This is a genomic window from Bosea sp. PAMC 26642, from assembly GCF_001562255.1.
Lineage (GTDB): Bacteria > Pseudomonadota > Alphaproteobacteria > Rhizobiales > Beijerinckiaceae > Allobosea.
The window spans coordinates 5,179,072-5,202,909 of sequence record NZ_CP014301.1 but is presented as its reverse complement, the minus strand read 5'-3'; the positions used below and the strand labels follow the sequence as shown (position 1 = coordinate 5,202,909).

Below are 23,838 nucleotides of genomic sequence, written 5' to 3'. Positions count from 1 at the left end.
GTGCTCAGAGCGTGTCGAGGCCGAGGACGTCGGCCATCGAATAAAGACCCGGCTTGCGGCCCCTGCCCCAAAGCGCGGCCTTGACTGCGCCTTGCGCGAACAGGCCGCGATCCTCGGCGACATGGCTGAGTTCCAGCCGCTCGCCGGCGCCGGCGAAGATTACCTTGTGGTCGCCGACGACCGTTCCGCCGCGCAGCGCCGCGAAGCCGATCGTGCCGGGCACGCGCGCGCCGGTCTGGCCGTCGCGGACGGCGACGCGGGTGTCCGCGAGATCGACCGATCGCCCTTCGGCCGCCGCCTCGCCGAGCATGACAGCGGTGCCTGAGGGCGCATCGACCTTCATGCGGTGATGCATCTCCACGATCTCGATGTCCCAGTCGGTGCCGAGCGTGGCCGCGACCTTGCGCACCAGGCCGGCCAGCAGATTGACGCCGAGGCTCATATTGCCGGAGCGGACGATGGCGGCGTGACGGGCGGCGGCCTCGAGCTTGGCCAGATGATGCGGCTCAAGGCCGGTCGTGCCGACGACATGGACGATGCGGGCCTGGGCGGCGAGCGTCGCGAATTCGACCGTGGCGTCGGGCGAGGTGAAATCGAGAACGCCCTCGGCATCGACGAAGGCCGGCAGTGCCTCGTCGGTCACCAGCACGCCGCCTGCGGGCAGGCCGGCGAGGACCGCCGCATCCTGACCGAGCGCGGGCGAGCCCGGCCGCTCGATCGCGCCCGACAGCACGCAGCCTTCCGTCTCATGGATCGCCTTGATCAGCATCCGGCCCATGCGCCCGGCGGCGCCGACGACGACGAGACGCATGTCGGTCATGAGGGAAAACTCCGTCTTATGAGAGATCGCGATAGAACCGCTGCGTCATCCCGGACGCAGCGAAGCGGAGATCCGGGATCCATCCTAGAGCACCGTGTCGCCCTGTGATGGATCCCGGATCGGCGCGGCTGACGCCGCTTGTCCGGGATGACGGCGTGGTTCCAGATTGACTTGATCGCCCTATAGGACGGATCGCCGCGCCGCGACACCCAAAACCCGCGCAACGAAAAACGGCCGGGTTGCCCCGGCCGTCCTGATATTCATGTGGCGCCGATCAGGCCGCCGTCTGGATGCCTGAGAGCTTCCAGGCGCCGCCGCGCTCGCGCAGGAAGGTCCAGTGCTCCGTGACCTCCTGGCTCGCGGTCGCATTGCCTTCGACGACCTTGCCGGAGCTGCGCTCATAGAGCGCGTTGATCAGGCTGAAGCGCATCGCGACGGTTGCGTATTCGGCATTGCCCTCGCGCCAGGCCTCGGCGAGGTCGCCCTGCAGCAGCTTAACGTCGGTGACGCGGTCGACGAGGCCGCGCTTGGCGTTGCCCGAGAGATCCTCGTCGAAGTAGCCGAACATCTCCGTCGTGGTGCGCTGGCGCAGACCGGCCTCGTCCTCGTTGGAATAGGCGGTGTTGATCTCGCCGAGCAGGCGCTCGAAAGCGCTGAAGTCCTCACCCGAGATCTGGATCGGCACGGTCTGGACAGCGGGCCGTGCCTGAGCGGTGCCACCGCCCATCGGGTTCATCGGCTGCTGCGGCGGCTGGTAGGCCTCGCGAGCCGAAGGTCCGCCGGCCATGGCGAGCTGCGGCTCGGAACGGCGACGGAAGAAGCGCAGAGCGAGCCAGATGGCGCCGCCAATCAGGGCGATCTGCAGCAGGAAGCCGAAGACCCCCGCGAGGGAGGCAAGACCGGCAAAGAAGCCCGAGCCCGAGAGCAGGCCGAACAGGCCCGCGCCGAGCAGGCCGGCGCCAAGGCCCATCATCAGGTTGCGCGCCATCGACGGGCGGGCCGCCTGCGAGGCGGCTGCGCTAGCGGCGCCTGCCGCGGCGGGAGCCGCCGGCGACGGGGTCGCGCTACGCTGGAAGGGCTGGGCGCCGTTGGGCGCGGTATCGGTGCGGGCAGGCGCGGATTCGGTGCGCGAGCCACGGCTGCCGACGCTCTTGCCGCCACCGGGCCGCGCCTCGGCGAGAACCGGAACGAGCAACAAGGCGCCTGCGAGAACGGCAACAACCCGGCCGCGACGGGCAAGCGAGATGAGAGACATGCTTCCTCCTGAGGCTCCCCTCGAGCCTTCTTGGCGCCAATATGGTTGGCCGGCCCGAGCGATACAAGAGCGATTCCCGAAAGCGACTACGACTAAAGTCGTACATCGTGTCGACGAAAATGGAAGGACTCGCTCGCGACTTGGGCGCGGTTGCCCAACATGCTAGTCTTCGCACGGTGTAGGCGTTCCCGGCGACCGAGGGATCTGGCCATGTGCATGATACCCCGCAGACATTATCCAAGGGCACAGCCGCCCTGGCTGGCATCCATCGCCATGCTGTTGGCAATGACGGCCGCTTCTCAGGCCGGCGAGCCGGCGATCGCGCTCGATCGGCCTCGCCTGGCGCAGGCCCCGGAACCGTTGTGCTTCTGCTGGAGCGACGGCCGCAAGATCGCGGAAGGCGCCACGGCCTGCATCCGGACCAGCCAGGGCCGGCGACTGGCCGCCTGCGGGCGGGTGATCAACATGATGTCGTGGGAGGTCACCGAGAATCCCTGCCCGGAAAGCTGACCGGCCTGCTTCGAATGTCCACGGATCAAAACGAAAAACGCCGCCGGACCCACATCCGGCGGCGTCTTCCAATGGCTCTTGTGGTCCTTCAGACTCGAGACTGACCTCAGTCAGAACGCTCCGAAAACGATCGCGATCACGAACACGAAAGCCGCGCCCATCGCCAATCGGTCGAGACTTAGCGTGAGGCTCATCGCATCCTCCTTTTGTCGTTGACCTGACATGACGCTAGCAGAATTGGCGGTGGCCGCAAGAGGGCGCGAGCGTGACGGACCGATGGCGAGCCAAGAGTATGCTTAAAATTGTGTTAAGCGTTTGATTTCACTTGGGGACAGATTGAACTAGCCGGTTGCTGTCACAAGCTTTTCCAAGGCCTTCGCCACAGCTATGACATGCGCGTCGGCGCCGAAGCCGGCGATAATCTGCACCCCTACTGGCAGCCCGCGCGGCCCGCGCATGACCGGGATCGTCAGGCAGGGCGAGCCGAGCAGCGTCCAAAGCCGGTTGAAGCGCGCATCGCCGGTGGAATCGCGGGTCGCGGGCGCCTCGCCGGGCGCGGCATAGGCGAGCACGACATCCACCTCCGCGAAAAGACCGCGCGCGGCGTCGCGGCCCCGGCGCGAGAGCCGCCGGGCCTCGTCATACTGCGCCGGCGTGACCGTGCGGGCCGTGTCGAGATAGGCCCGCAGCTTGGGCGCGATGGCATCGCGGTGATTTGCGTATTCCCAGGCCAGCGCCTGGGTGGCCTCGTAGTCCTGAAGCGGGCCGTGAGCCCAATAGGCTTCGGCTAGCGCCGATGGGCTGGCGAGTTCGACGATCCGCGCACCCGCAGCGGTCGCGAGTTCGCAGAGCCGCGCCAACGCCGCCTCGGTGCCGGGCTCGGGCTCGCCGGCAAAATCCTGGCGCTGGATGCCGAGGCGCAGGCCCTTCAGGTCGGCCGGTGCGGAATCGAGGTCGGGCCGGCCGGCGATGGCGGCCAGCGACAGGCCGAGATCGTCGGCGCTTGCGGCCATCAGGCCGACGGTGTCGAGAGACCAGGAGAAGGTCTTCACGCCGACGGTCGGCAGCAGGCCGTAGGAGGGCTTGATGCCGGCGATGCCGCAATAGGCTGCCGGGCGCACCACCGAGCCGCCGGTCTGCGTGCCGATGGCGAGCGGGACCATGCCGGCCGCGACGGCGGCGGCTGATCCGGCCGAGGACCCGCCCGGGCTCGCCTGCCGATCATGGGGATTATGCGTCGGGGCGGGATCGAGGAAGGCGAAGGCGGTGGTGTGGGTCTTGCCGGCGACGGTCGCACCCGCCGCCTTCAGCGCCATCACGATCGGTGCATCAGCGTGCGGACGCCAGCCCTCATAGATCGGCGAACCCATGCCGGTCGGCAGGTCGGCCGTGTCGATGATGTCCTTGACGCCGCAGGCGATGCCGGCGAGCGGTCCCGAACCGGCGACGAGGCTGGAGGGACGGCTGGCGAAGGCCTGGATATCGGGTTCCGCCGCGTCGATCGCTGCCTGACAGCGGGCGAGTTCGGCCTGAGGACTGCTTTTACCGGAGGCGATCCGTCCGATGATCTCGCGCAGGCGCAGCATGCTCACTCTCCAATTCGCTCGACGATGGCCGCGGTGATCGCGCGGGCCACCGGCAGCGCGAAGAACGCCACGAAGGCCGCGCTCGGCCAGGCGATGGCGAAGGCGCGCATCCAGCGCGACAGGAAGTCCGGTGCGAAGCCGAGATTGACGAAGGTGATCACGGCGGAAACCACAAAGGCCATCATGAAGGCCATCACGACGGGGAAGATGAAGCGGGCCTTGCCAGTCATGGGGTCTGCGGTCTCCTGAGCCTACCCTGTCTTGCCACGGGGCGTGACGTGCGCGCCAGCCGGCTTCGGACATGGCCGGCTGCAACAGGCGCCGGCTTCACTCAAGGATTGACGTTCCGGTAGGCTGCGGCGGCCCTTTAAGGCCCGGTTAACCGCTCCGCCAAAGTTAATCCGCCTGTGTCGCGGCGGGCTCAGTCGGTTGAGAAACCGTTCACCAAGCGGGTCGCATTTGACTCGTATGCGACGCGTTCATCTCGCCCTCATTGCCCTTGGCCTGCTTGGCGCAGGGCTCGCCGGCTGCGGCAAGTTCCAGAAGCCGCAGCGCGCCGCCTGGCGCGACCAGGCGGAGGCGGCCTGCATGGCCTCGCGCCAGGTGCAGCTCTCCTCCTATGTCAGCCTGCGCGAAAAGCCGATCGACGGCCCGGGCACCTGCGGCATGGAAAAGCCGCTCAAGGTTTCGGCCTTCGCCAATGGCGGCATCGGGCTGACGAGTTCGGCAACGCTGTCCTGCCCGGTCGTTGCGACCACCGACAGATGGCTCGCCGAGGTGGTCCAGCCGGCGGCGCAGAACGTGCTCGGCGCGCAGGTGATCGAGATGCGGGCGGGCTCCTATTCCTGCCGCGCCATGAACAACGGCTCTAACACCAGCCGGACCTCCGAGCACGCCTTCGGCAACGCCGTCGACGTCTTCTCCTTCCGCCTCAATGACGGGCGCAACATCACGGTCAAGGACGGCTGGCGCGGCTCGCCCGAAGAGCAGAACTTCCTGCGCGAGATCTTCGTGGGCGCCTGCGAACATTTCTCGACCGTGCTCGGCCCCGGCGCCGACATGTTCCACTACGACCATTTCCACATCGACCTCGCGCGGCACTCCAAGAACCGCCACGTCTGCAAGCCGGTGATCAAATACACGCCGAACTATAACCTGCCGCCGCCTGACCCGGCGCGCTCCTATTCCTCCGCTCAACCCCTGCCGCAGCCGCGCGCCGCTGCGCCGATGGTGGCGGGGGGCGGGATGCTGCGGCAGCCGAGCGACGCCCTGCGGCCTCCGGGCGCCGTGCAGGGCGGCTATCCGGTGGCGAATTATCACAATGGCCGAAGCCCGTCCCCAGGTCCGGGTCAGGGACTGGAATCGCAGCGGCGCTTTATCGAGGAACTGTCGAGCCAGCCGCTGAACGCGCCGCGCTACAACCGGCCGGAGCCCTTGCCAAGCGAAGCGCGCGGGCCGCTACGGCTGCCTGGCGCCGTGCCGCCGACCGAGGAGACCATCGTCGGCGACGACGAGGGCACCGGCGTACTCGACCAGGAGGGGATGGAGCAGGCCCAGCCCGCGATCACGCCGCAGCGCGACCCGTTCGCCTACAGCGCCGGACGGGCGGCGCCGCGGCGGTAGGGAGATCATCTGCCAGCTGCCCTGCAACCTCGCAGTTTCCTCCAGCCCTCATCCTGAGAGCCTGAAAATGAATTGAATAATTCAGGACCTTCTCACATCTCTTATGCCAACGGACCGTCATTCCGGACAAGCCGCTTTAGCGGCGCCGATCCGGAATCCATGCCGGAACGCTGGTCCTTAAAAGTTCAGGCATGGTTTCCGGGTCTCCGCTGCGCTGCGCCCGGCATGACGGCGCTTGGGCGGCAAACACGAAGCCGTTGAAATTACTCAGTTCATTTCAGGCAGCCTTTAGGGAGCGCCGAAGGCGTCTCAGGATGAGGGCTTGGAGAGAAAAGCCTTTCACCGCGACACCAGCACCTGCCGGCATTCGGCCGGCAGCGCGTCGAGCGACATCGGCGGCTTGGGCTTGGGGGCCGGGCCGGTGCGCGGCTTGGGCGGGTCGAAGATCGCCTTGTGCTGGCGCTCGATCCAGCCCGAAAGCTCCTCGCCGCAGCCATCGCCGAAATTGGGCGGTTCCTGGCCGGAGCAGCCCTCCATGCCGGCGGGGCAGCTCATCCGGATATGGAAATGGTAGTTGTGGCCCCAGATCGGCCGGACCTTGTTCAGCCATGAGCGGTCGGCGCCGGCCTCGCGGCAGAGCGCGACCTTCAGCGCCGGGTTGACGAAGATGCGCTCGACCCTGGGCTCGCTCGCGGCGGCCTTGATCAGCTTCGTCTGGGCGGGCGTCCAGTTCCTGGGATCGACGTCGCGCCAGTCGGGCCTCGCCATGTTGACGGCGGGCATGTTCTCACGCGCCTCGCTGTCGAGCCGGACGCGGGGCATCGGGGTCAGCCAGAGATCGGCGTCGAGGCCGATCTGGTGGGAAGCGTGTCCGGTCAGCATGGGCCCGCCACGCGGCTGCGAGATGTCGCCGACGAGAATGCCCGGCCAGCCATTGATCCTGGGCACGTCGCGGGCGAGCTTTTCAAGATAATCGATCAGGATCGGATGGCCCCAGTTGCGGTTGCGATTGAGCCGCATCACCTGCCAGCTCGGCCCGTCGACTGGCAGTGCCTGCGCGCCGGCGAGGCATCCCCGCGCATAGGAGCCGATGGCCCGCGCCCGCATGTCGGCAGGCGCCGTCTTCTGGCCGAAGAGCGCGCGCGCGGCATCGGGGAAGGCGGCGATATTGGCGGCCCGGCGCCTGGATTCCTCGGCCGCAGTGTCCTGCGCATGGGCAGAGGTCGCCATACATGAGGCAAGGACGAACAGGCAGAACGCGGTGATTCGAGGCGATGGGTTACGCATCGCGACAGGACGCCGCCTCCGCCCGGTTTCGTCAAGCGGGGTCGAGACAAGAAAAGCCACGCTTACAGCACACTAACCTGCCCCATCTTGCCGTGGTGGAACTTGCGGGTCGTTACTGACGTTCTCCGTTCATATTCAGTCGTCGCATCACGCGCCGACGCGATTTCTGAAGGGAACGCGCCATGTCAACGATTCTCATCATCGTTCTGCTCATCGTCTTGTTCGGCGGCGGATATTACGGCCACCGGAGCTACGGCACGGCGGGCCTCGGCGGCGCGCTCGGGCTGGTCCTGACGATCGTCGTCGTGCTGTGGTTGCTCGGCGTGCTCGGCGGCGTCCCCGTCAGGGTCTGACGGCACGCCAGTAACATCCTCGCAACCACGTCGCATCAGCTTCGTTTAACCTGAACATCGATTCAGATTTGCGAATTAACCACCTGCTGGCGAGTGCCGATCCAACGTGTTCCTGCAACAGGAACACTCCGGCACAAAACAAAGCCGGACAGGGGTCAAGCGATGATTGGTCATGAACTTCGTGAATTCGTCGATCGCGTCATGGATAAAGACGCGATCGACGATGAAGACGTCAAGATGCTTCAGCGCAGCATCCTGGCAGATGGTGTGATGACGCGCGATGTCGTCGATGTTCTCGCCGCGCTCGACCGGGCGGTCTCGACGCGCTGCAGCGAATTCTCCGATTATCTCGTCGCGCTCATCGTCGATCATGTCGTCTGGGAGAGCCGGCCGACCGGGATCGTCGACCGCGAGACCGCGCAATGGCTGGTGACGACCCTGTCGGCGGGCGAGGGACCAACCCCGACCGCGCAGCGCATCGCCTTCGAGATCGTCCGGGAGGCCGAGCGCTGCGACGAACTTCTGCTCGGCTTCACGCTCAGCCGCGGTGCCGTTTCGCCCGGTCGAAGAGCTGACCGCGTCATGCTCGCCAGCTGAGCGGGTTACGCACCGGCATCGCTCCCGCCCAAACTTTGGCATCAGTGGACGTCGGCCTCGGCGTCCCATAAACCCGGCTATGACAGGCCTTGTCGGCTGCCGGGAGACGCTACGCATGTTCTCGAAAATCCTGATCGCGAACCGTGGCGAGATCGCCTGCCGCGTCATCAAGACGGCCAAGCGCATGGGCATCGCGACGGTCGCGGTCTATTCCGATGCCGACCGCGACGCGCTGCATGTCGAGATGGCCGACGAGGCCGTGCATATCGGGCCGCCGGCCGCGGCGCAGTCCTATCTCGTCATCGAGAAGATCATCGCGGCCTGCAAGGAGACGGGCGCGCAGGCCGTCCACCCCGGTTACGGCTTCCTCTCCGAGCGCGAAGCCTTCGCCCAGGCGCTGAAGGACAACGGCATCGTCTTCATCGGCCCCAATCCGGGCGCCATCGCCGCGATGGGCGACAAGATCGAATCGAAGAAGGCCGCCGCCGCAGCAAACGTCTCGACCGTACCCGGACATCTCGGCATCATCGAGAGCCCGGAGCACGCCGTCACCATCGCCGACCAGATCGGCTATCCCGTCATGATCAAGGCTTCGGCCGGCGGCGGCGGCAAGGGCATGCGCATCGCCCATTCTTCGTCCGAGGTGGCGGAGGGCTTCGCGCGTGCCAAATCGGAGGCGGCATCCTCCTTTGGCGATGACCGCGTCTTCGTCGAGAAATTCATCGTCGATCCGCGCCATATCGAGATCCAGGTACTCGGAGACAAGCACGGCAACGTCATCTATCTCGGCGAGCGCGAATGCTCGATCCAGCGCCGCAACCAGAAGGTCGTCGAGGAGGCCCCCTCCCCGCTGCTCGACGAGGCGACGCGGCGCAAGATGGGCGAGCAGGCGGTCGCGCTCGCCAAGGCGGTGAACTATGACTCCGCCGGCACGGTCGAGTTCGTGGCCGGTCAGGACAAATCCTTCTACTTCCTCGAGATGAACACGCGGCTGCAGGTCGAGCATCCGGTCACGGAGATGATCACCGGCGTCGATCTTGTCGAAGAGATGATCCGCGTCGCCTATGGCGAAAAGCTGCGGATGACGCAGGCCGATGTGAAGCTGAACGGCTGGGCGGTCGAATCACGCGTCTATGCCGAGGATCCGACGCGCAACTTCCTGCCCTCGACCGGACGGCTCGTGACCTACCGGCCGCCCGCCGAAGGCCCCGACGGCGATGCTACGGTCCGCAACGACACCGGCGTCTTCGAAGGCGGCGAGATCTCGATCTATTACGACCCGATGATCGCGAAACTCGTGACCCATGCGCCCACCCGCGAGGCTGCGATCGAGGCGCAGGGCCGCGCGCTCGACGCCTTCGCCATCGACGGCATCCGCCACAACATCCCCTTCGTCTCGGCGCTGATGCACCACCCGCGCTGGATCGCCGGCAATCTCTCGACCGGCTTCATCGCCGAGGAGTTTCCGGAGGGCTTCGCGCTGCCGCAGCCGCAAGGCGAGATCGCGCTGCGGATGGCCGCCATCGCCATCGCCTGCGACCACCGGCTGAACCAGCGCAAGCGGCACGTCTCGGCCCAGATGGAGGGCTGGCGCAAGGTCGCCTTCGACCGGACGCGCATCGTCGTGCTCGGGGCCGAGCGCTTCGAGGGCGAGGTTTCCGAGCAGGGCGCGGCTGTGTCGATCGGCTTCGGCGAACGCAGCATGGTGGTCGCCAGCGACTGGCGACCGGGCGAGCCGGTCTGGCGCGGCACGCTCGACGGCGTTGCGGTGGCAGCGCAGGTCCGCGCGATCCTGAACGGCGTCTCGCTCGGCCATGCCGGCGCCTACGCCAACGCCCATGTCTACACGGTGCGCGAGGCCGAACTCGCCGCGCTGATGCCGGAGAAGATCGCCGCCGATACCGGCAAGTTCCTGCTCTGCCCGATGCCCGGCCTGGTCAAGGCGGTCTCCGTCGCGGTCGGCCAGGAGGTCAAGGCGGGCGAGGCCTTATGCATGGTCGAGGCGATGAAGATGGAGAACGTGCTGCGCGCCGAGAAGGACGTCACCATCGCCAAGATCCTGGCGAAGGAGGGCGATTCGCTCGCAGTCGACGCGGTGATCATGGAATTTGCCTGAACTCACCGGACAATCGCGGCAACGACAATGAGGAACGCGCCGATATGCTGACGATCTGGGGGCGGATCAGCTCCATCAATGTCCAGAAGGCCGTATGGGCGGCGGGCGAGGTCGGCCAGAGCTTCGAGCGGATCGATTGCGGCGGCACGTTCGGCGGGCTGCGCGAGCCGGTCTTCCTCGCCAAGAATCCCAACGCCCAGATCCCGGTGCTGGAGGATGGCGAGGTCTGCATCTGGGAATCCAACAGCATCGTGCGTTACCTCGCGGCGCGCTACGGCTCCGGCTGGATCTGGGAGGAGGACCCGGCGCTACGCGCCGATGCCGATCGCTGGATGGACTGGATGCAATCGGAACTGCAGCCGGCGATGACTCCGGCTTTCTGGGGCCTAGTGCGCAAGGTGGCCGGCTTTACCGATCCCGACGCGATCGCGGCCAGCGCGGCCAAGGCGGAAAAGCTGATGGACATTCTGGAAAACCATCTCGCCGGCCGGACGTTCCTCGCCGGCGAGCGCTTCGGCATGGCCGACATCACGGTCGGTTGCGGCGCGCATCGCTGGCTCAACATGCCGATCGAGCGGGCGGAACGGCCGCATGTCCGGCGCTGGTACGAGGCCATCGCCGCGCGCCCGGCCGCGAAGCCGGCCCTGCCGCTGCCCGTGGCGTGAACCCGAAATGGCATCGGCTAGATCGCTCCGCGCCGACCCGCAGGGACCGCCGCAGATCAAGCCGATCAGGCGTTAGCGATCTGGCCAGCTTTGACGGTTAGTGCTGGAGCGTTCGTCTCTCCCAGCCCTCATCCTGAAGGGTGGCATAGGTCAGGGGAGAGATACGCCCCACGCAGCCGAGGCCCGCGATGTTCTTCACCCTGTCCAAGATCGTCTGGTTCGTGCTGTCGCCGATCAATCTGGTCGTGCTGCTGGCGGCGTTCGCGGGACTGCTCGCCTTCACGCGGTTCGCACGGGCTGCGCGCTGGCTCGGCGCGCTGGCGCTGACGGGTCTCGTCCTGCTCTCGTTCAGCCCGCTGCCGCGGATGCTGGTGCGGCCCCTGGAGGACAGGTTCCCGCAGCAGAACGCGGCCAAGGGGCCCGTCGCCGGCGTGATCGTTCTGGGCGGTGCCATCGGCGTCGCGCGCGGCGACGTGGTCCTGAACTATGCCGCGGCGCGCATGACCAAGGCGGTCGAACTCGCAAGGCTCCATCCGCAGGCGAAGATCGTGTTTGCCGGCGGCGGCGCCAGCCTGCTGTCGCCGATCGTCCACACGGAGGCCGATGGAGCCAGAATGCTGTTCGAGAGCCTCGGCCTGCCGCCGGAGCGGCTGGTGTTCGAGGACAAATCGCGCAACACCCGCGAGAATGCGAGTTTCACCCGCAGCCTGGTCGACCCCAAGCCGGGCGAGCGGTGGCTGCTGCTGACCTCGGCCTGGCATATGCCGCGCGCCATCGGCGTCTTCCGCAAGGCCGGCTTCGATGTCGAGGCCTTCCCGGTCGATTACATCTCCGGCGGCGAGCAAGCGGACTTCATCCGCCCCTATGCGCGCGCGCCGCGCGGGCTCGGTATCGCCGACGACGCTCTGAAGGAATGGGCCGGGCTGCTGGCCTATTGGCTGGTGGGCTATACGGACGCGCTGTTTCCAGGGCCGTAATCGAGCACCGCCGTCATTCCGGGGCGCCCGGCAGCGACAGCCTGTAGACGCCGCGGAAATCGTCGGGATCGACCGGGCGGCCCTTGCGGGTGATCACTAGCCTGCCCTCCTTCATCAGCCGGACCGCGATCCGGCGCGCCGGCTGCATCAGCGGGCCCCAGCCGTCGGGATGGTCGCCGCCGACGGCCCGCGCCGCCTCGGACGGACAGATCGTCTTGCCGGCGCCCCGCTCGGCGGCGAGCCGCAGCATGGCGGCCTCGAGGTCGGTCTCACGCTCGTTCATGGCTTCGGCTCGTGCTCGCGCAGGACTCCAGGCGGGGGATAGCGGAAGACGCGGGCGGCATCGGACTGGAACTGGCGCCGATACATCGCGATCAGCACCGCGCTGGTGAAGATCAGGAAGGTCGTTGGACCCAGGAACCAGCCCATATAGGCGAGCGCGAAGAAGAACGCACGCTGACCCCGGTTGAAATGCCGGCCGGCCGCGATGTTCATCTCGGTCATCTCGTGGACGGCCCGGGCCGCGTCGTGCTCGTCATGGTTCTTGGCGGGCGGCAGCGCGCCGATCAGGATGACGCAGTAGTTGAACAGCCGGTAGCTCCAGGCGAACTTGAAGAAGGCGTAGCCGAAGATCACCGCGAGCCCGATCACCTTCATCTCCCAGGCGGCGCGGCTCGTCGGCGTACCGAAGGGCAGGTCGGCGAAGAGCGCGACGACGCGGTCGGTCGATTGCAGCAGGGAGAGCGACCCGCCGATGGCGATCAGCGAGGTCGAGGCGAAGAAGGCGGTGCCGTTCTGCAGGCCGTTCATCACCTGCGTATCGACGATGCGGTTGTCGCGGCCCATCGCCTCGCGGACCCAGCGGGCGCGCCGCAGGTTCATCCGCATGTTCAGGCTCCGGCGTGCATGGGGCCCCATCTCGACGGCATAGTGATAGCCGATCCAGGACATCGCGAAGAACGCGAACGCCATGATGTCGAGCGTGCCGAATCCGATCATTGCCTGTTCCTTTCGCAGCGACACTGCGTTGCGAGACCGGTCGTCGCAAGGCCGGATTGACGCGAACGGCCCGGTTGGCCACGGTGCGCGCCTTCGCGACAGGGGCTGCGCCATGCCACAACAGATCACCACGGGCTACAAGGCCTTGCTGGAGCGGGCCGAGGCGGAGGTCGAGACGCTCTCGGTCGAACAGGCGCGGGCCCTTCATGGCCGCGACGACGTCGTCTTCGTCGATCTGCGCGATCCGCGCGAACTGGAGCGCGAGGGCCGGATGCCCGGCGCCTTCCATTGCCCGCGCGGGATGCTGGAGTTCTGGATCGATCCCGAGAGCCCCTATGCCAAGCCGGTGTTCAGCCAGGACAAGCAGTTCGTCTTCTTCTGCGCCGGCGGCTGGCGCTCGGCGCTCGCGGCACAGGTCGCGCAGCAGATGGGGCTGAAGCCGGTTGCGCACATGGGCGGCGGCTTCGGCGCCTGGAAGAAGTCCGGCGCGCCGTTCGAGGCGGATGATCCGAAAGACACGGGCGGGAAGAGCTGAGCCGCCGCCTTGTCCCATATCCTGATCGTTCTGGCCGTCGTCGCCTTCCTGTTCCGCAAGCCGCTGGGGCGTATCCTCTCACGCCAATTCCCGGACCGCGCCAAGCGACACCGTGTCATCGGGACGGTGATCCTGGCCTTCGGGCTGGTGATCGCGGTCAGGCTTGCGGCGCTGTTCTGGAAGTAGGGGGAGTCCTTCTCCCCTTGCGGGAGAAGATGGCTCGGCGAAGCCGAGACGGATGAGGGGTCGCTCCCCGCTCTCCGATAACGCCATTCTTCAATATGATAGCCCGGCGCGACCCCTCATCCGGCGCTGCGCGCCACCTTCTCCCGCAAGGGGAGAAGGGGAGCGGTGGAGCGCCCCGCGACCACCCCATGCGCAAAACGCAACTTGCGCGATCAACTTCGCTGCGGTTATCCTGACTGCCTTGGCTCCAGCACCAGACAGGGAGGGCTGAATGGAATTCATCACCGTCGTCGCTCTCTCGCGATCGTCCCACCGCTAGGTCGGACTCGCACGTGGCCCGCCTCAAGGCGGCGCCCTGAGCATTTTCAATCGCCTCGTCATTTTCGCTGGAGTTCGGCGCGCGTCGCCATCTCCGCTTTTTCGGAGCCGGCCTGACCACAGGCCGGATGATCCCATGTCCCGACAGACCCGAACCGGGCGGCCCGAGCCGTTCCGGGCCGTTCTCGGCTTTACCTTCCGCCACTGGGCGCGCGCGCCGCGCCATGTCGGCTTCGTCGTCGCGACCGTCATGGCCGCGACGGCCGCAGACCTGTTCCTGCCGCTCTATGCCGGGCGGCTGGTCGACGCCGTCTCCGGCGCACGCGAGCCGGGGCTCGATGCCGCGCTGTGGGCGCTGGCGGCGATGCTCGTGCTGGGAGCGATCACGGTCGGCTTCCGCCATCTCAGCTTCATCGGCATCACCGGCATGACGCTGCGTACGATGAGCGACGTCGCGCAGGAAGCATTTGCGCGGCTTCAGCGCTTCTCGACCGACTGGCACGCCAACAACTTTGCCGGCTCGACTGTGCGCAAGATCACGCGCGGCATGTGGGCGCTCGACCTGCTGACCGACACGATCCTGATAGCGCTGCTGCCTTCGCTGATCGTGCTCGTCGGCACGACGGCGCTGCTGGCCTGGCACTGGCCGGCGATGGGGCTCGTCGTGCTCGTGGGCGCGCTGGTTTATGTCGGCGTCACGGTGGCGCTGTCGTTGCGATATGTGGCGCCCGCCGCGCGGCTGGCCAACAGCTGGGACACGCGCGTCGGCGGGTCGCTGGCGGATGCGATCTCGTGCAATCCGGTGGTCAAGGCCTATGGTGCCGAGCTGCGCGAAGATTCGCGCATCGCCGAGGTGATGGCGAAATGGTCGTTGCGGACGCGGCGGACCTGGGTGCGCGGCACCACCTCCGGCACGGCCCAGCAGGTCGTTCTGCTTGGCCTGCGGGCTTCCGTCGTCGGGCTGGTGATCTGGCTTTGGGCCAACGGGCAGGCGAGCCCCGGCGACGTCGCCTTCGTGCTGACGAGCTATGCCGTCGTGCATGGCTATCTGCGCGATGTCGGCCAGCATGTGCACAATCTACAGCGCTCGGTAAACGATATGGAGGAACTGGTCGCGATGCACGGCCAGCCCTATGGCGTGGCGGACCGGAAGGGTGCTGGCGCGATGGCCGTGACCGCGGGGGAGATCGCCTTCGAGGACGTGACCTTTCATTACGGGGGCCATGCCGAGCCGCTCTATCGCGATTTCTCGCTGACGATCGCGGCCGGCGAGAAGGTCGGCCTGGTCGGGCGCTCGGGCTCCGGCAAGACGACCTTCGTCAAGCTGGTGCAGCGTCTCTACGACGTCACCGATGGCCGCATCGCGATCGACGGGGTCGATATCGCTTCGGTGACGCAGACGTCCTTGCGGGCGCAGATCGCGATCGTGCAGCAGGAGCCGGTGCTGTTCCACCGCTCGCTGGCGGAGAACATCGCCTATGGCAGGCCCGGCGCCTCGCTAGCCCAGATCGAGCAGGCGGCGATGCTCGCCAATGCGCATGACTTCATCATGCGGCTGCCGAAGGGCTACGCGACGCTGGTCGGCGAACGCGGCGTCAAGCTTTCGGGCGGCGAGCGACAGAGGGTCGCGCTGGCCCGCGCCTTCCTGGCGGACGCGCCGATCCTGATCCTGGACGAGGCGACGTCCAGCCTCGATTCGGAATCGGAGGCGCTGATCCAGGAGGCGATGGAGCGGCTGATGCTGGGGCGGACCACGATCGTGATCGCGCACCGGCTCTCGACGGTGCGGGCGATGGACCGCATCCTCGTCTTCGACCGCGGCAAGGTGGTCGAGGAAGGCCCGCGCGAGGCGCTGCTCCAGCGCGAAAATGGCGCCTATCGGGCGCTGTTCGAGAAGCAGGTCAGCGAGCTGGCGAAGGGGCTGGCGGTGTAGCTCTTCCTTCTCCCCTCGGGGGAGAAGGAAAAACGCACGCCTTCACTTCGGCGCAGCCGACCGCGGCCGGACGCCCTTCACCGGACCCGGCGGCAAAGCTTCGCTCGCGCCGGTTTCCGGCCGTCCGAGGAACCGCGCCAGGCCAGCGATGTAAGCCTCCGGCAGCGCCCAATGCCGGGCGCTCGCGATCACCGTCTCCATATAGCCGAGCTTCGGCCGACCGACCTCGCCGGAGCGGCCGACATAGACCATCGCCCGCTTCGCCCCACCGGGCACGATCACCGGCTGGCTGATCTTGACGTAGAGCCCGCTCGCCAGTTCCTCGAACTTGTCGAGCGTGCGGATGTCGGCGAGCGCGCAGTCCCAGAGCACGCCATGGACCGCCTCGCGCGGGTCGCGGATCACCGAGGCATAGCCGTCGGTGGTGACGATGAAGCGGTGGCGCGGCAGGCGCGCGAGGCCGAGCGCCTTCGAGCGCGGGCAGCGCTCAGCCATCCCGACCGGGTCCATGTTGAGGCCATAGGCGAAGTAGAGGGGCATAGGGCCTCGTTGATCAAGAAGAGCGCTGGAAGAACCCCTCTCCCGGATGGGAGAGGGGCAGGGGTGAGGGACCGCGGCCGGACGTTGAAACGCGACGGCGCCGTGGGGCTCTTTCTCCGGCGGCGGCAGGCCCTCATCCGGCCCTCCGGGCCACCTTCTCCCATTCGGGAGAAGGACAGAGGCGGCGGTGTTTCACCTCGTCTTCTGGAACAATTCCCGCCCGATCAGCATGCGCCGGATCTCGCTGGTGCCGGCGCCGATCTCGTAGAGCTTCGCGTCGCGCAGCAGGCGCCCGGTCGGGTAGTCGTTGATGTAGCCGTTGCCACCCAAAAGCTGGATTGCATCGAGCGCGATCTGCGTCGCCTTCTCGGCTGAGATCAGGATCGCGCCGGCTGCGTCCTCGCGGGTGGTCTCGCCGCGGTCGCAGGCTTTTGCGACAGCGTACACATAGGCCTTGCAGGCGTTCATCATCACATACATGTCGGCGAGCTTGCCCTGGACGAGCTGGAACTCGCCGATCGACTGGCCGAACTGCTTGCGCTCATGGACATAGGGCATGACCACGTCGAGCGCCGCCTGCATGATGCCCAGCGGGCCGGCCGAGAGCACGACGCGCTCATAGTCGAGGCCCGACATCAGCACGTTGACGCCGCGTCCGACGCTGCCGAGCACGTTTTCCTCGGGAACCTCGCAATCTTGGAAGACGAGCTCGCACGTGTCAGAGCCGCGCATACCCAGCTTGTCGAGCTTCGGATGCGTCGAGAAGCCCTTCATGCCCTTCTCGATCAGGAAGGCGCTGACGCCCTTGGAGCCCGCAGCCGGATCGGTCTTGGCGTAGACGACCAGCGTCTCGGCGATCGGGCCGTTGGTGATCCACATCTTGTTGCCGTTCAGGACATAGCGGTCGCCGGTCTTCTCGGCGCGCGTCTTCATCGAGACGACGTCGGAGCCGGCGCCGGGTTCGGACATGGCGAGCGCACCGACATGCTCGCCCGAGATCAGCTTCGGCAGATACTTCGCCTTTTGGGCGGCGTTGCCGTTGCGGGCGATCTGGTTGATGCAGAGATTGCTGTGGGCGCCGTAGGACAGGCCGACCGAGGCCGAGGCGCGGCTGATCTCCTCGATCGCCACGACATGCTCGAGATAGCCCAGCCCGGAGCCGCCATCCTCCTCCTTCACCGTGATGCCGTGCAGACCGAGCGCGCCCATCTGCGGCCAGAGATCGCGCGGGAACTGGTTCGTCGCGTCGATCTCCTGCGCGCGCGGCGCGATCTTCTCCTGGGCGAAGCTATGGACCGTATCGCGGATCGCGTCGGCGGTCTCGCCAAGGTCGAAGTTGAACGGGCGTGGCGCGTTGGCGAGCATGGTGTCCTCCCGGATATCTTGGAGCTATTGCTTCTTGTCGGCTTTATAGCGCGAAACGGCCTGCTGTCAGGCCGTACCGCGCAATCTGCTCCTGTCGCGTTCTAATCCTGCCGCGCTCCATGGCCATCCGGCCGCAGGCGACGCTTTTCACCAGCACCCCTGCCAAGCCAGTCGAATGCTCAAATAATCGACAAATCGCATTGAATCCGTGCCGGTTACGCTTGCTTAACCGAGCAGAGGCTATTGTCGGCCGTGCGCGATAGAAATCGCGCGGCTGCGTCGGCGTGAAAACGTCATGTTGTGTTGTGTTCAGTACCCGGGAGGCTCAATTGCTTATCGCGATAATCCTGGTCGTGGTAGGCTTTCTGCTCAGCTTGCGAGCACGCATCGTTGTTCTCGTTCCGGTCTCCGTTGTCCTGATAGCCAGCTTTACTTTGATCTGGGTTGCCTTGGGGCAATTCAACCTGTTCAGGGTCGCGATTTTGATCGGCTACATCTTCGCGCTGAATACCGGCTACCTGATCGGCGCGTCGACGATCCACTACAAGCGTGAACAGTAGCAGACCCGCCGATCCACGCCGCCACGATGGTGGTCTCGCCGCGATGTCACCCTCGGCCGAGGCCGCGTAGGGCCGCCTTTTGTTTTGGTCGAAGCCTGCCGTCACGTGCCGAACCGCTTGCTCAAGTAGCCCCCTCGCCGACATCGATCAAACCTCCCTTAATCCCGCCCGATCGTGCCCGTCGATGCATCGCGATTGGCCGCGGTGCGCTGCGACAGCTTGCCCGGCGGAACGAGCCGCAGCTGCGTACCGCCCGCCGCCTTGGGCGCATATGAACCCGCCGAGGTCGCCGGCGGCTTCTGTCCCGCGATCATCTTCTCGCCGCCGAGCCATCTGCGGGCGCCGATGTCGTAGCGGCCCTGCCGCCAGGCGGCGAATTCGCTCTCGCTTCCGAAGAAGGCGTTGCGATCGACGTCGCCGGTGATGCCGGGGACCTTGCCGGTCGTGGTGAATTGCCAGAACTCCCATTTTGTCCGGGCGTAGCGATGCCTGAGCGGGGCCGCCGTCGAGCGCAGCCAATAGGGGTAGTCGTTGAACTCGCCCTCGAGAATGTCCTCGTGGAAGTTGATGTCGGTATAGATGATGGGCTTCTTGCCGGTATGCGCCTGCAGCGCCGCCAGCATGGTGCGGATTTTTGCCAGCGCATCCTCGCGCGAGACCTTGCGGGTGCATTGCGAGCCGTTCTGCCACTCGACATCGAGCACCGGCGGCAACGCGTCGGGATCGCGCGGGATGTGGCGCTTGAACCAGCGCACCTGATCCTTGGCGGGCCTGCACCACCAGACGAAATGATAGGCGCCGCGCGGCACGCCCGCCTTCTTGGCACCGTCCCAGTTGCGGCGGAAGTTCGGGTCGAGATGGTCGCCGCCCTCGGTCGCCTTGATGAAGGCGAAACGGGTTCCGGCATCCTTGACCTTGTCCCAATCGATCTCGTCCTGCCAGCGCGAGACGTCGATGCCCTGGATCGCCATGCGGCGGGCGTCGCGGACACCGTGATGGGGTTCGCTGTCGCCCTTCTTGGGATAGAAGGCCGCCGCCGGGGCGACGAGGGACGCCAGAAGGCCGGCCGCCGCAGCAGTGGACAGAGCGGAGAGCCGCCAGGCCGCCGGAGTGAAGACTGTCGATCGTACAGGCATACGGCCCCCTTTCACCTCGGAGTTGGGACCTCCGTGGTTAAGAGCCGGTTAGAATTGGCTTGCATCCGAACGGCTTGTTTCAGCTTTGGTTAACCGGGGCGCCCGCCGCCGTGTCGCGGCAGCCAGCACCGGCAGCTCCGCCGCTCTCGAGAGTTCAACCGGCGGCCGCGCGTTCCCAGACCGCAACCGCTGCCGCGAGATCCTCGAGCGCGACGCCGACCGACTTGAACAGCGTGACCTCGCCGCCCTCGACGGTGCCGGCGATCGTGCCGCGGCAGAGATCGGCCAGCGTGCCGGCGATCTTGTCGGCGCTGTAGCTGCCCTCTGCGATCGCGACCGCAACGTCGCCGCCCTCGCCGATCGCCTTGGCGGAATCGACGACGACACGGGCACGATCGAGCGCGTCGGCATCGGTCTCGCGCATCTGCATGGTGAAGGCGCCGATGAGGTCGAGATGGGCGTCGCGCTTGAGCCATTTGCCATGGATCAGGGGCTCGGTCGCATTGGTCGCGCAGGAGATGATATCAGCGGTGCGGGCCTCGCCTTCGAGATCGGCAACGGCACGGACGACGATGCCGTCACGCGCCAGTTCCTCGACCACGGCGGCGGCCGCTTCGGGTCGGCGCGCCCAGATCGCGATGTCGGTGAGCGGGCGCACGGACATATGCGCCTTGATCAGGAAGGGCGCGAGCGCCCCGGCGCCGACCATCAGCATCCGGCTGGCGTCGGGGCGCGACATGTAGCGGGAGGCGAGCGCCGAGGCCGCAGCCGTGCGCCACAGCGTCAGGCGGTTGCCGTCCATCACCGCCAGGGGCGCGCCGGTCTTGCCGTCCATCAGCAGATAGGCGCCCATAACGCCGGGCAGGCCGAGCTTGCCGTTGCCGAAGAAGACCGAGAGGATCTTCGTGCCGATATAGGGTTTCTCGGCGTCGGCCGCGCTCCAGGCCGGCATGATCAGCAGAACGGCAGGGTCCTCGCCCGGACGCTGGACGTCGTGATGGACGCGCGGCGGCATCACCGCGTCGCCGCGAAAGGCTTCGTCGAGCGTATCGATCAGGTCTGGATAGCTCAGGGCGGCGTCGATGGCGCCGTGGTCGAACAGCCGCATCAGGCGCGGCCGCTGGTCAGCGCCGGGAGGGCGGAATCGGGCACGGCGGCGCGCAGCATCTGCGTTTCGCCGCGCAGGCTCTCGGCCTCGCGGCGGTTGCGCCGGGCAGCCTTGCGATGCTTGCCCTGCGCCAGCCAGGAAGCAAAGCCGCCGATCAGTACGCCTGCGGCGATGGCCGCGAGAACGACCGCGAAAAGCGGCACGTCGAAGGCGAAGAGCGGCGCATCACGGCTGATCGGATCGAACGAGACCCGCACCGGCGCCCGGTTGGCAACGGAGAACAGCACGATCGCCAGGGCGACGGGGACAAGGATCAGGGCCTTGAAGAAGGATTTCATTGGGGTTCCTCCACACGGGGTGGCCGCTTATCTTGTCCGGCCGACATCATATGAGTGTCACGATGGCGAAGAGGATCGACCTCGATCGATCCTCTCGTTGCTAAAGCTGCGGCGTCATCCAGGACAAGCCGCGTGGCGGCGCCGATCCGTGATCCATCGTAAGGCACCGTGGCTCTCCAGGATGGATTCCGGGTCTCCGCTTCGCTGCGCCCGGAAGACGGCGGTTTCCAATCGCCGCAACCTCACACCTTGCCGTTCAAACGCAGGCGAAGCTCCTTGCCCGTCTTGAAGACGGGGACGAATTTCTCGTCGACCTCGACCGCATCGCCAGTGCGCGGGTTGCGGCCGACGCGGGCCGCGCGCGCCTTGCGCGAGAAGGCGCCGAAGCCGCGCAGCTCGACCCGATCCCCGCGTCCGAGCGCCTTGACGACCTCGTCAAGGATCGCCGTGACGATGTTTTCGATATCGCGCTGATACAAATGGGTGTTGCGCTCGGCGATGCGTTGAACGAGTTCGGATTTAATCATTGTTCCAGGATAACCGCTTGTATCAACATCATTTTTCAAGCGCAGGCTGCCAGAGCGCCAAGGGCGCGTCAAGACGCAAGCCGAGCGGCTGCTCTGCGGCGCGGGCGATCAGCACGGCGACGGTTTCCAGCCCGGCGGCACGGGCCAGAGCCTCGCCTGCGCTCCACAGGCCGAAGGAGGAGGATTCGCTGCGGCGGCGCCAGTCGCGCACCGGCAGATCCTTGGCAACGCTCTTCTCGCGCTCCAGCCAGGCGATGGCTTCGGGCTCGCCGCCGATCTCGTCGATCAGCTTGAGCGCGACCGCCTGACGGCCGGAATGGACGCGGCCGTCGGAGACGGCGGCGACCTCGGGATCGGCCAGGCTGCGGCGGTCGCGGACAAGGCGCTTGAACCAGTCGTAATTGTCGTCGACGACGCGCTGCAGGGCCGCGCGTGCTTCCGGCGAAGTCGGCTCGAAGCCGTTCGGGGCCGCCTTGAGCGGGCTGGACTTGATCTCCTCCAGCTTGACGCCGATCGTATCGAGCAAGCGCCCGACATTGGGAAACTGGAAGAGCACGCCGATCGACCCGACGAGCGAGGTCTGGCGGGCGACGATGCGGTCGGAGCCGAGCGCGGCAATATAGCCGCCCGACGCCGCGAGGCCGTCGACGACGGCGACCATCGGCTTCTTGGCGGCCAGGCGGCGCAGCGCATCGTAGATCGCCTCGGACCCCGTCGTGGTGCCGCCGGGGCTGTCGATCTTGACCAGGACTGCGGTAGCGCGACTGTCCTCGATCGACTTGATCAGTTCCAGCGTGCGCCTGTCGCCGGAAATGAAGCCGGAGATCGTCACGCGCGCGATATGGGCCTGCGAGACCGAACCGGGCGTCCGTCCGCTCCAGGCCAGCCCGCCGATACCGGCCGCGATCAGCACGCCGACCAATGCCAGCAGCCGCCAGAGCGTCAGCTTTCGCCGCAGGCTGCGGCGGTCGGCAAGCAGATCGGCATCGGACGACATGGAGCGGCTCCTCGCGGGTGACCCGTGATGTAGACCCGGCCTGTCGGCCCGGCAAGGCGCATGGCCGGGATCAGGCCGGCGACAGCGCCCGCTGCCGGTCCAGCGCCAGCAGAGCGAGCCCGCTCGCAACCGAGCGGAAAGCGTCGCCGATATGGACTCTGGCTTCGCCGAAGCGACGGTCGAACAGGGCGCGGACGGCGGGCACATGCGAGGTGCCGCCGGTCATGAAGACGGCCTCGATCGCGCCGGCGGAGACATTCGCCTCGTTCAGGGCGCGGTCAAGCGCGGTTTCGATTGCGCCGACATCGTCGGCGATCCAGCTCTCGAAATCGCTGCGGCGGATCGGCGTCTCGATCGTCACATCCATCTGGCGGAAGCTCAGCACGGTTTCGTCCGCGCCCGACAACGCGATCTTGGCGGCGGAGACGGCGCGGTAAAGTTCGTAGCCGAGATCGTATTCGATCACGGTCAGCAGGTCCTCGAGCTTGCCCGGCTCGACCGCGTCGCGGATCAGCGCCTTGAGTTCGGCCATGGTCTCGCGGCTCTTCATCAGGGAGAGCCGGTGCCATTGCGCGAAGGCGGCGTGGTAATGCGCCGGAATCGGCAGCAGCTTCTCGAAGGAGCGGTAGTCGGTGCCCTTGCCGAGACGAGGCGAGATCGCGTGCTCGATGATGCGGTAGTCGAAGGTATCACCCGCGACGCCGACGCCGGCATGGGAGAGCGGGATGGCATCGAGCCGCCCTGCCCCGCCGGGCTCGAAGCGCATGACGGAGAAGTCGCTGGTGCCGCCGCCGAAATCGGCGACCAGCATGGTCTGCGGCTGCTTCAGATCGCGGGCGTACCAATAGGCGGCGCCTAGCGGCTCATAGGCAAAGTCGACTTGAGACAGGCCGGCCTTGGCATAGGAGGCCTTGAGGCGGCCCAGCGCCAGCTCCTCGTCGGGCCGCTCGCCCGCGAAGACGACCGGGCGGCCGGAGACGAGGGGAGTCTGCGCCAGCCCGTCGAGGCCGGCCGAAATGTCGCTCAGGAAGACGCCGATCAGGTCTTCGAGCTGGAACAGCTTGCCGAACAGCCGGGTCTCCTGGAAGGCGCGGCTGGAGAGGTGGGTCTTCAGCGACTGCAGGAAGCGGTGCTCCGTCGTCATGCCCAACGCCATGTCGAGCGCGTCGGGGCCGCTGACATGGGCGACATGGGTCTTGGGCGGCCTGCCCTCGCGCCAGAACATCAGCGCCGAGCGATAGGCATCGACAGCACCCTGCTTCGTCGCGAAGGAGCGCGTCGTCACCGAACCATTGGCATTGGCCAGCGCGACGACGCTGTTGGTGGTGCCGAAATCGATGCCGATCGCCGCGGTGGTCATGGTTGTTTCCTATCTCACGGGCCAGATGCGGATTGTCATTCCGGGGCTTCGCGTCAGCGAAGAACCCGGAACCCACGACCGGGCGAGCGCTTCCCAGCAGCGGCGGTCAGGGTGCATCCGGTCGTGGGTTCCGGGTTCGGCCCTGCG

Annotated in this window: 26 protein-coding genes and 2 pseudogenes; 13 read left to right on the top strand and 15 right to left on the bottom strand. The window is 66.9% G+C overall.

Annotation, left to right across the window (positions count from 1 at the left end; translation table 11 throughout):
• Nucleotides 1–4 precede the first annotated feature (4 nt).
• Both dapB and AXW83_RS24875 read right to left on the bottom strand, forming a co-directional pair.
• On the bottom strand, nucleotides 5–811 hold the full coding sequence (gene dapB / locus AXW83_RS24880; RefSeq protein WP_066621198.1) for a 4-hydroxy-tetrahydrodipicolinate reductase: 807 nt from the start codon (nucleotides 809–811) through the stop codon (nucleotides 5–7).
• A gap of 283 nt (nucleotides 812–1,094) precedes the next feature.
• Complete coding sequence (locus AXW83_RS24875) at nucleotides 1,095–2,075, bottom strand: TIM44-like domain-containing protein (protein WP_066618832.1); 981 nt, start codon at nucleotides 2,073–2,075, stop codon at nucleotides 1,095–1,097.
• Between the two features lie 210 nt (nucleotides 2,076–2,285).
• On the opposite strand from AXW83_RS24875, the gene AXW83_RS24870 reads away from it, so the two are divergent.
• Nucleotides 2,286–2,585 carry a hypothetical protein gene (locus AXW83_RS24870; protein ID WP_168166154.1) on the top strand — a complete coding sequence of 100 codons (300 nt, stop codon included), beginning with the start codon at nucleotides 2,286–2,288 and terminating at the stop codon, nucleotides 2,583–2,585.
• Nucleotides 2,586–2,926: 341 nt separating this feature from the next.
• Here the strand turns inward: AXW83_RS24870 and AXW83_RS24865 are convergent, their stop codons facing one another.
• Nucleotides 2,927–4,171: an amidase gene (locus tag AXW83_RS24865; protein ID WP_066618828.1), complete on the bottom strand. Its 1,245-nt coding sequence runs from the start codon at nucleotides 4,169–4,171 to the stop codon at nucleotides 2,927–2,929.
• Between the two features lie 2 nt (nucleotides 4,172–4,173).
• Nucleotides 4,174–4,401, bottom strand: coding sequence for a DUF2798 domain-containing protein (locus AXW83_RS24860; RefSeq protein ID WP_066618825.1), 228 nt, complete (start codon nucleotides 4,399–4,401; stop codon nucleotides 4,174–4,176).
• A 238-nt stretch (nucleotides 4,402–4,639) separates the two neighbouring features.
• On the opposite strand from AXW83_RS24860, the gene AXW83_RS27680 reads away from it, so the two are divergent.
• Nucleotides 4,640–5,794 (top strand): extensin-like domain-containing protein, encoded by a 1,155-nt coding sequence (locus AXW83_RS27680; RefSeq protein ID WP_066618822.1) that lies wholly within the window; start codon nucleotides 4,640–4,642, stop codon nucleotides 5,792–5,794.
• Between the two features lie 339 nt (nucleotides 5,795–6,133).
• Here the strand turns inward: AXW83_RS27680 and mepA are convergent, their stop codons facing one another.
• Nucleotides 6,134–7,024 (bottom strand): penicillin-insensitive murein endopeptidase, encoded by an 891-nt coding sequence (gene mepA, locus AXW83_RS24850; protein ID WP_236841767.1) that lies wholly within the window; start codon nucleotides 7,022–7,024, stop codon nucleotides 6,134–6,136.
• 239 nt (nucleotides 7,025–7,263) lie between these two features.
• Between mepA and AXW83_RS26845 the strand changes: the two genes are divergently transcribed.
• From AXW83_RS26845 to AXW83_RS24830, 7 genes and pseudogenes are all read left to right on the top strand, one after another.
• Entirely contained in the window at nucleotides 7,264–7,434 is a 171-nt protein-coding gene (locus tag AXW83_RS26845; protein ID WP_082767393.1) for a DUF3309 family protein, read from the top strand.
• Nucleotides 7,435–7,635: 201 nt separating this feature from the next.
• Entirely contained in the window at nucleotides 7,636–8,031 is a 396-nt protein-coding gene (locus AXW83_RS24845) for a hypothetical protein (RefSeq protein ID WP_156640403.1), read from the top strand.
• Between the two features lie 115 nt (nucleotides 8,032–8,146).
• Nucleotides 8,147–9,632: pseudogene (locus AXW83_RS24840) on the top strand (acetyl-CoA carboxylase biotin carboxylase subunit); the annotation flags it as partial.
• Nucleotides 9,605–9,859: pseudogene (locus tag AXW83_RS28345) on the top strand (acetyl/propionyl-CoA carboxylase subunit alpha); the annotation flags it as partial. The pseudogenes AXW83_RS24840 and AXW83_RS28345, both read left to right, overlap by 28 nt.
• Before the next feature lie 48 nt (nucleotides 9,860–9,907).
• Nucleotides 9,908–10,147 carry an acyl-CoA carboxylase biotin carboxyl carrier protein subunit gene (locus AXW83_RS28340; RefSeq protein ID WP_442855259.1) on the top strand — a complete coding sequence of 80 codons (240 nt, stop codon included), beginning with the start codon at nucleotides 9,908–9,910 and terminating at the stop codon, nucleotides 10,145–10,147.
• Nucleotides 10,148–10,191: 44 nt separating this feature from the next.
• A complete protein-coding gene (locus AXW83_RS24835; protein WP_066618811.1) occupies nucleotides 10,192–10,812 on the top strand; it encodes a glutathione S-transferase family protein in 621 nt (206 codons plus the stop codon).
• A gap of 188 nt (nucleotides 10,813–11,000) precedes the next feature.
• The gene (locus tag AXW83_RS24830) at nucleotides 11,001–11,789 is read left to right on the top strand and encodes a YdcF family protein (RefSeq protein WP_066618808.1); all 789 of its coding nucleotides are present in this window, start codon (nucleotides 11,001–11,003) and stop codon (nucleotides 11,787–11,789) included.
• A gap of 13 nt (nucleotides 11,790–11,802) precedes the next feature.
• Here the strand turns inward: AXW83_RS24830 and AXW83_RS24825 are convergent, their stop codons facing one another.
• Nucleotides 11,803–12,072 carry a DUF3253 domain-containing protein gene (locus tag AXW83_RS24825; RefSeq protein ID WP_066618805.1) on the bottom strand — a complete coding sequence of 90 codons (270 nt, stop codon included), beginning with the start codon at nucleotides 12,070–12,072 and terminating at the stop codon, nucleotides 11,803–11,805.
• Entirely contained in the window at nucleotides 12,069–12,788 is a 720-nt protein-coding gene (locus AXW83_RS24820; protein WP_066618804.1) for a DUF599 domain-containing protein, read from the bottom strand. The genes AXW83_RS24825 and AXW83_RS24820 overlap by 4 nt, the downstream gene beginning before the upstream one ends.
• A gap of 112 nt (nucleotides 12,789–12,900) precedes the next feature.
• Between AXW83_RS24820 and AXW83_RS24815 the strand changes: the two genes are divergently transcribed.
• From AXW83_RS24815 to AXW83_RS24810, 3 genes are all read left to right on the top strand, one after another.
• The gene (locus AXW83_RS24815) at nucleotides 12,901–13,323 is read left to right on the top strand and encodes a rhodanese-like domain-containing protein (RefSeq protein WP_066618798.1); all 423 of its coding nucleotides are present in this window, start codon (nucleotides 12,901–12,903) and stop codon (nucleotides 13,321–13,323) included.
• Nucleotides 13,324–13,332: 9 nt separating this feature from the next.
• On the top strand, nucleotides 13,333–13,509 hold the full coding sequence (locus tag AXW83_RS27395) for a hypothetical protein (protein ID WP_156640401.1): 177 nt from the start codon (nucleotides 13,333–13,335) through the stop codon (nucleotides 13,507–13,509).
• Between the two features lie 454 nt (nucleotides 13,510–13,963).
• On the top strand, nucleotides 13,964–15,760 hold the full coding sequence (locus AXW83_RS24810; RefSeq protein WP_066618795.1) for an ABC transporter ATP-binding protein: 1,797 nt from the start codon (nucleotides 13,964–13,966) through the stop codon (nucleotides 15,758–15,760).
• A 42-nt stretch (nucleotides 15,761–15,802) separates the two neighbouring features.
• On the opposite strand, the gene AXW83_RS24805 is transcribed toward AXW83_RS24810, so the two are convergent.
• Nucleotides 15,803–16,300, bottom strand: coding sequence for a gamma-glutamylcyclotransferase family protein (locus AXW83_RS24805; protein WP_066618792.1), 498 nt, complete (start codon nucleotides 16,298–16,300; stop codon nucleotides 15,803–15,805).
• A gap of 192 nt (nucleotides 16,301–16,492) precedes the next feature.
• Nucleotides 16,493–17,665, bottom strand: a complete 1,173-nt coding sequence (locus AXW83_RS24800) for an isovaleryl-CoA dehydrogenase (protein ID WP_066618789.1) — start codon at nucleotides 17,663–17,665, stop codon at nucleotides 16,493–16,495.
• A 329-nt stretch (nucleotides 17,666–17,994) separates the two neighbouring features.
• Between AXW83_RS24800 and AXW83_RS24795 the strand changes: the two genes are divergently transcribed.
• Entirely contained in the window at nucleotides 17,995–18,225 is a 231-nt protein-coding gene (locus AXW83_RS24795; RefSeq protein WP_156640399.1) for a hypothetical protein, read from the top strand.
• A gap of 158 nt (nucleotides 18,226–18,383) precedes the next feature.
• On the opposite strand, the gene AXW83_RS24790 is transcribed toward AXW83_RS24795, so the two are convergent.
• The 6 genes from AXW83_RS24790 to AXW83_RS24765 all read right to left on the bottom strand — a co-directional run bounded on the left by AXW83_RS24790 (nucleotide 18,384) and on the right by AXW83_RS24765 (nucleotide 23,691).
• A complete protein-coding gene (locus AXW83_RS24790; RefSeq protein WP_066618785.1) occupies nucleotides 18,384–19,361 on the bottom strand; it encodes a glycoside hydrolase family 25 protein in 978 nt (325 codons plus the stop codon).
• Nucleotides 19,362–19,515: 154 nt separating this feature from the next.
• Nucleotides 19,516–20,469: a bifunctional Delta(1)-pyrroline-2-carboxylate/Delta(1)-piperideine-2-carboxylate reductase gene (locus AXW83_RS24785; protein WP_066618783.1), complete on the bottom strand. Its 954-nt coding sequence runs from the start codon at nucleotides 20,467–20,469 to the stop codon at nucleotides 19,516–19,518.
• Nucleotides 20,469–20,807, bottom strand: a complete 339-nt coding sequence (locus AXW83_RS24780; protein ID WP_066618781.1) for a lipopolysaccharide assembly protein LapA domain-containing protein — start codon at nucleotides 20,805–20,807, stop codon at nucleotides 20,469–20,471. Before AXW83_RS24780 ends, AXW83_RS24785 begins: the two co-directional genes overlap by 1 nt.
• Before the next feature lie 242 nt (nucleotides 20,808–21,049).
• Nucleotides 21,050–21,334 carry an integration host factor subunit beta gene (ihfB, locus tag AXW83_RS24775; RefSeq protein WP_066618778.1) on the bottom strand — a complete coding sequence of 95 codons (285 nt, stop codon included), beginning with the start codon at nucleotides 21,332–21,334 and terminating at the stop codon, nucleotides 21,050–21,052.
• 28 nt (nucleotides 21,335–21,362) lie between these two features.
• Nucleotides 21,363–22,331, bottom strand: coding sequence for a signal peptide peptidase SppA (gene sppA, locus AXW83_RS24770; RefSeq protein WP_066618776.1), 969 nt, complete (start codon nucleotides 22,329–22,331; stop codon nucleotides 21,363–21,365).
• Between the two features lie 70 nt (nucleotides 22,332–22,401).
• Nucleotides 22,402–23,691 carry an Hsp70 family protein gene (locus tag AXW83_RS24765; protein ID WP_066618775.1) on the bottom strand — a complete coding sequence of 430 codons (1,290 nt, stop codon included), beginning with the start codon at nucleotides 23,689–23,691 and terminating at the stop codon, nucleotides 22,402–22,404.
• Between the last annotated feature and the right edge of the window lie 147 nt (nucleotides 23,692–23,838).

Bases quoted from the DNA above. Each gene is read 5' to 3' on its own strand.
- AXW83_RS24820 (WP_066618804.1), bottom strand. From the start codon at position 12,788: ATGATCGGATTCGGCACGCTCGACATCATGGCGTTCGCGTTCTTCGCG.
- ihfB (WP_066618778.1), bottom strand. From the start codon at position 21,334: ATGATTAAATCCGAACTCGTTCAACGCATCGCCGAGCGCAACACCCAT.
- AXW83_RS24765 (WP_066618775.1), bottom strand. From the start codon at position 23,691: ATGACCACCGCGGCGATCGGCATCGATTTCGGCACCACCAACAGCGTC.
- AXW83_RS24785 (WP_066618783.1), bottom strand. From the start codon at position 20,469: ATGCGGCTGTTCGACCACGGCGCCATCGACGCCGCCCTGAGCTATCCA.
- sppA (WP_066618776.1), bottom strand. From the start codon at position 22,331: ATGTCGTCCGATGCCGATCTGCTTGCCGACCGCCGCAGCCTGCGGCGA.
- AXW83_RS24860 (WP_066618825.1), bottom strand. From the start codon at position 4,401: ATGACTGGCAAGGCCCGCTTCATCTTCCCCGTCGTGATGGCCTTCATG.
- AXW83_RS24780 (WP_066618781.1), bottom strand. From the start codon at position 20,807: ATGAAATCCTTCTTCAAGGCCCTGATCCTTGTCCCCGTCGCCCTGGCG.
- AXW83_RS24810 (WP_066618795.1), top strand. From the start codon at position 13,964: ATGTCCCGACAGACCCGAACCGGGCGGCCCGAGCCGTTCCGGGCCGTT.
- AXW83_RS24835 (WP_066618811.1), top strand. From the start codon at position 10,192: ATGCTGACGATCTGGGGGCGGATCAGCTCCATCAATGTCCAGAAGGCC.
- AXW83_RS24825 (WP_066618805.1), bottom strand. From the start codon at position 12,072: ATGAACGAGCGTGAGACCGACCTCGAGGCCGCCATGCTGCGGCTCGCC.
- AXW83_RS28340 (WP_442855259.1), top strand. From the start codon at position 9,908: ATGCCGGAGAAGATCGCCGCCGATACCGGCAAGTTCCTGCTCTGCCCG.
- dapB (WP_066621198.1), bottom strand. From the start codon at position 811: ATGCGTCTCGTCGTCGTCGGCGCCGCCGGGCGCATGGGCCGGATGCTG.
- AXW83_RS24875 (WP_066618832.1), bottom strand. From the start codon at position 2,075: ATGTCTCTCATCTCGCTTGCCCGTCGCGGCCGGGTTGTTGCCGTTCTC.
- AXW83_RS27680 (WP_066618822.1), top strand. From the start codon at position 4,640: ATGCGACGCGTTCATCTCGCCCTCATTGCCCTTGGCCTGCTTGGCGCA.
- AXW83_RS24805 (WP_066618792.1), bottom strand. From the start codon at position 16,300: ATGCCCCTCTACTTCGCCTATGGCCTCAACATGGACCCGGTCGGGATG.
- AXW83_RS24845 (WP_156640403.1), top strand. From the start codon at position 7,636: ATGGATAAAGACGCGATCGACGATGAAGACGTCAAGATGCTTCAGCGC.
- AXW83_RS26845 (WP_082767393.1), top strand. From the start codon at position 7,264: ATGTCAACGATTCTCATCATCGTTCTGCTCATCGTCTTGTTCGGCGGC.
- AXW83_RS24830 (WP_066618808.1), top strand. From the start codon at position 11,001: ATGTTCTTCACCCTGTCCAAGATCGTCTGGTTCGTGCTGTCGCCGATC.
- AXW83_RS24865 (WP_066618828.1), bottom strand. From the start codon at position 4,171: ATGCTGCGCCTGCGCGAGATCATCGGACGGATCGCCTCCGGTAAAAGC.
- AXW83_RS24870 (WP_168166154.1), top strand. From the start codon at position 2,286: ATGTGCATGATACCCCGCAGACATTATCCAAGGGCACAGCCGCCCTGG.
- mepA (WP_236841767.1), bottom strand. From the start codon at position 7,024: ATGGCGACCTCTGCCCATGCGCAGGACACTGCGGCCGAGGAATCCAGG.
- AXW83_RS24815 (WP_066618798.1), top strand. From the start codon at position 12,901: ATGCCACAACAGATCACCACGGGCTACAAGGCCTTGCTGGAGCGGGCC.
- AXW83_RS24790 (WP_066618785.1), bottom strand. From the start codon at position 19,361: ATGCCTGTACGATCGACAGTCTTCACTCCGGCGGCCTGGCGGCTCTCC.
- AXW83_RS24800 (WP_066618789.1), bottom strand. From the start codon at position 17,665: ATGCTCGCCAACGCGCCACGCCCGTTCAACTTCGACCTTGGCGAGACC.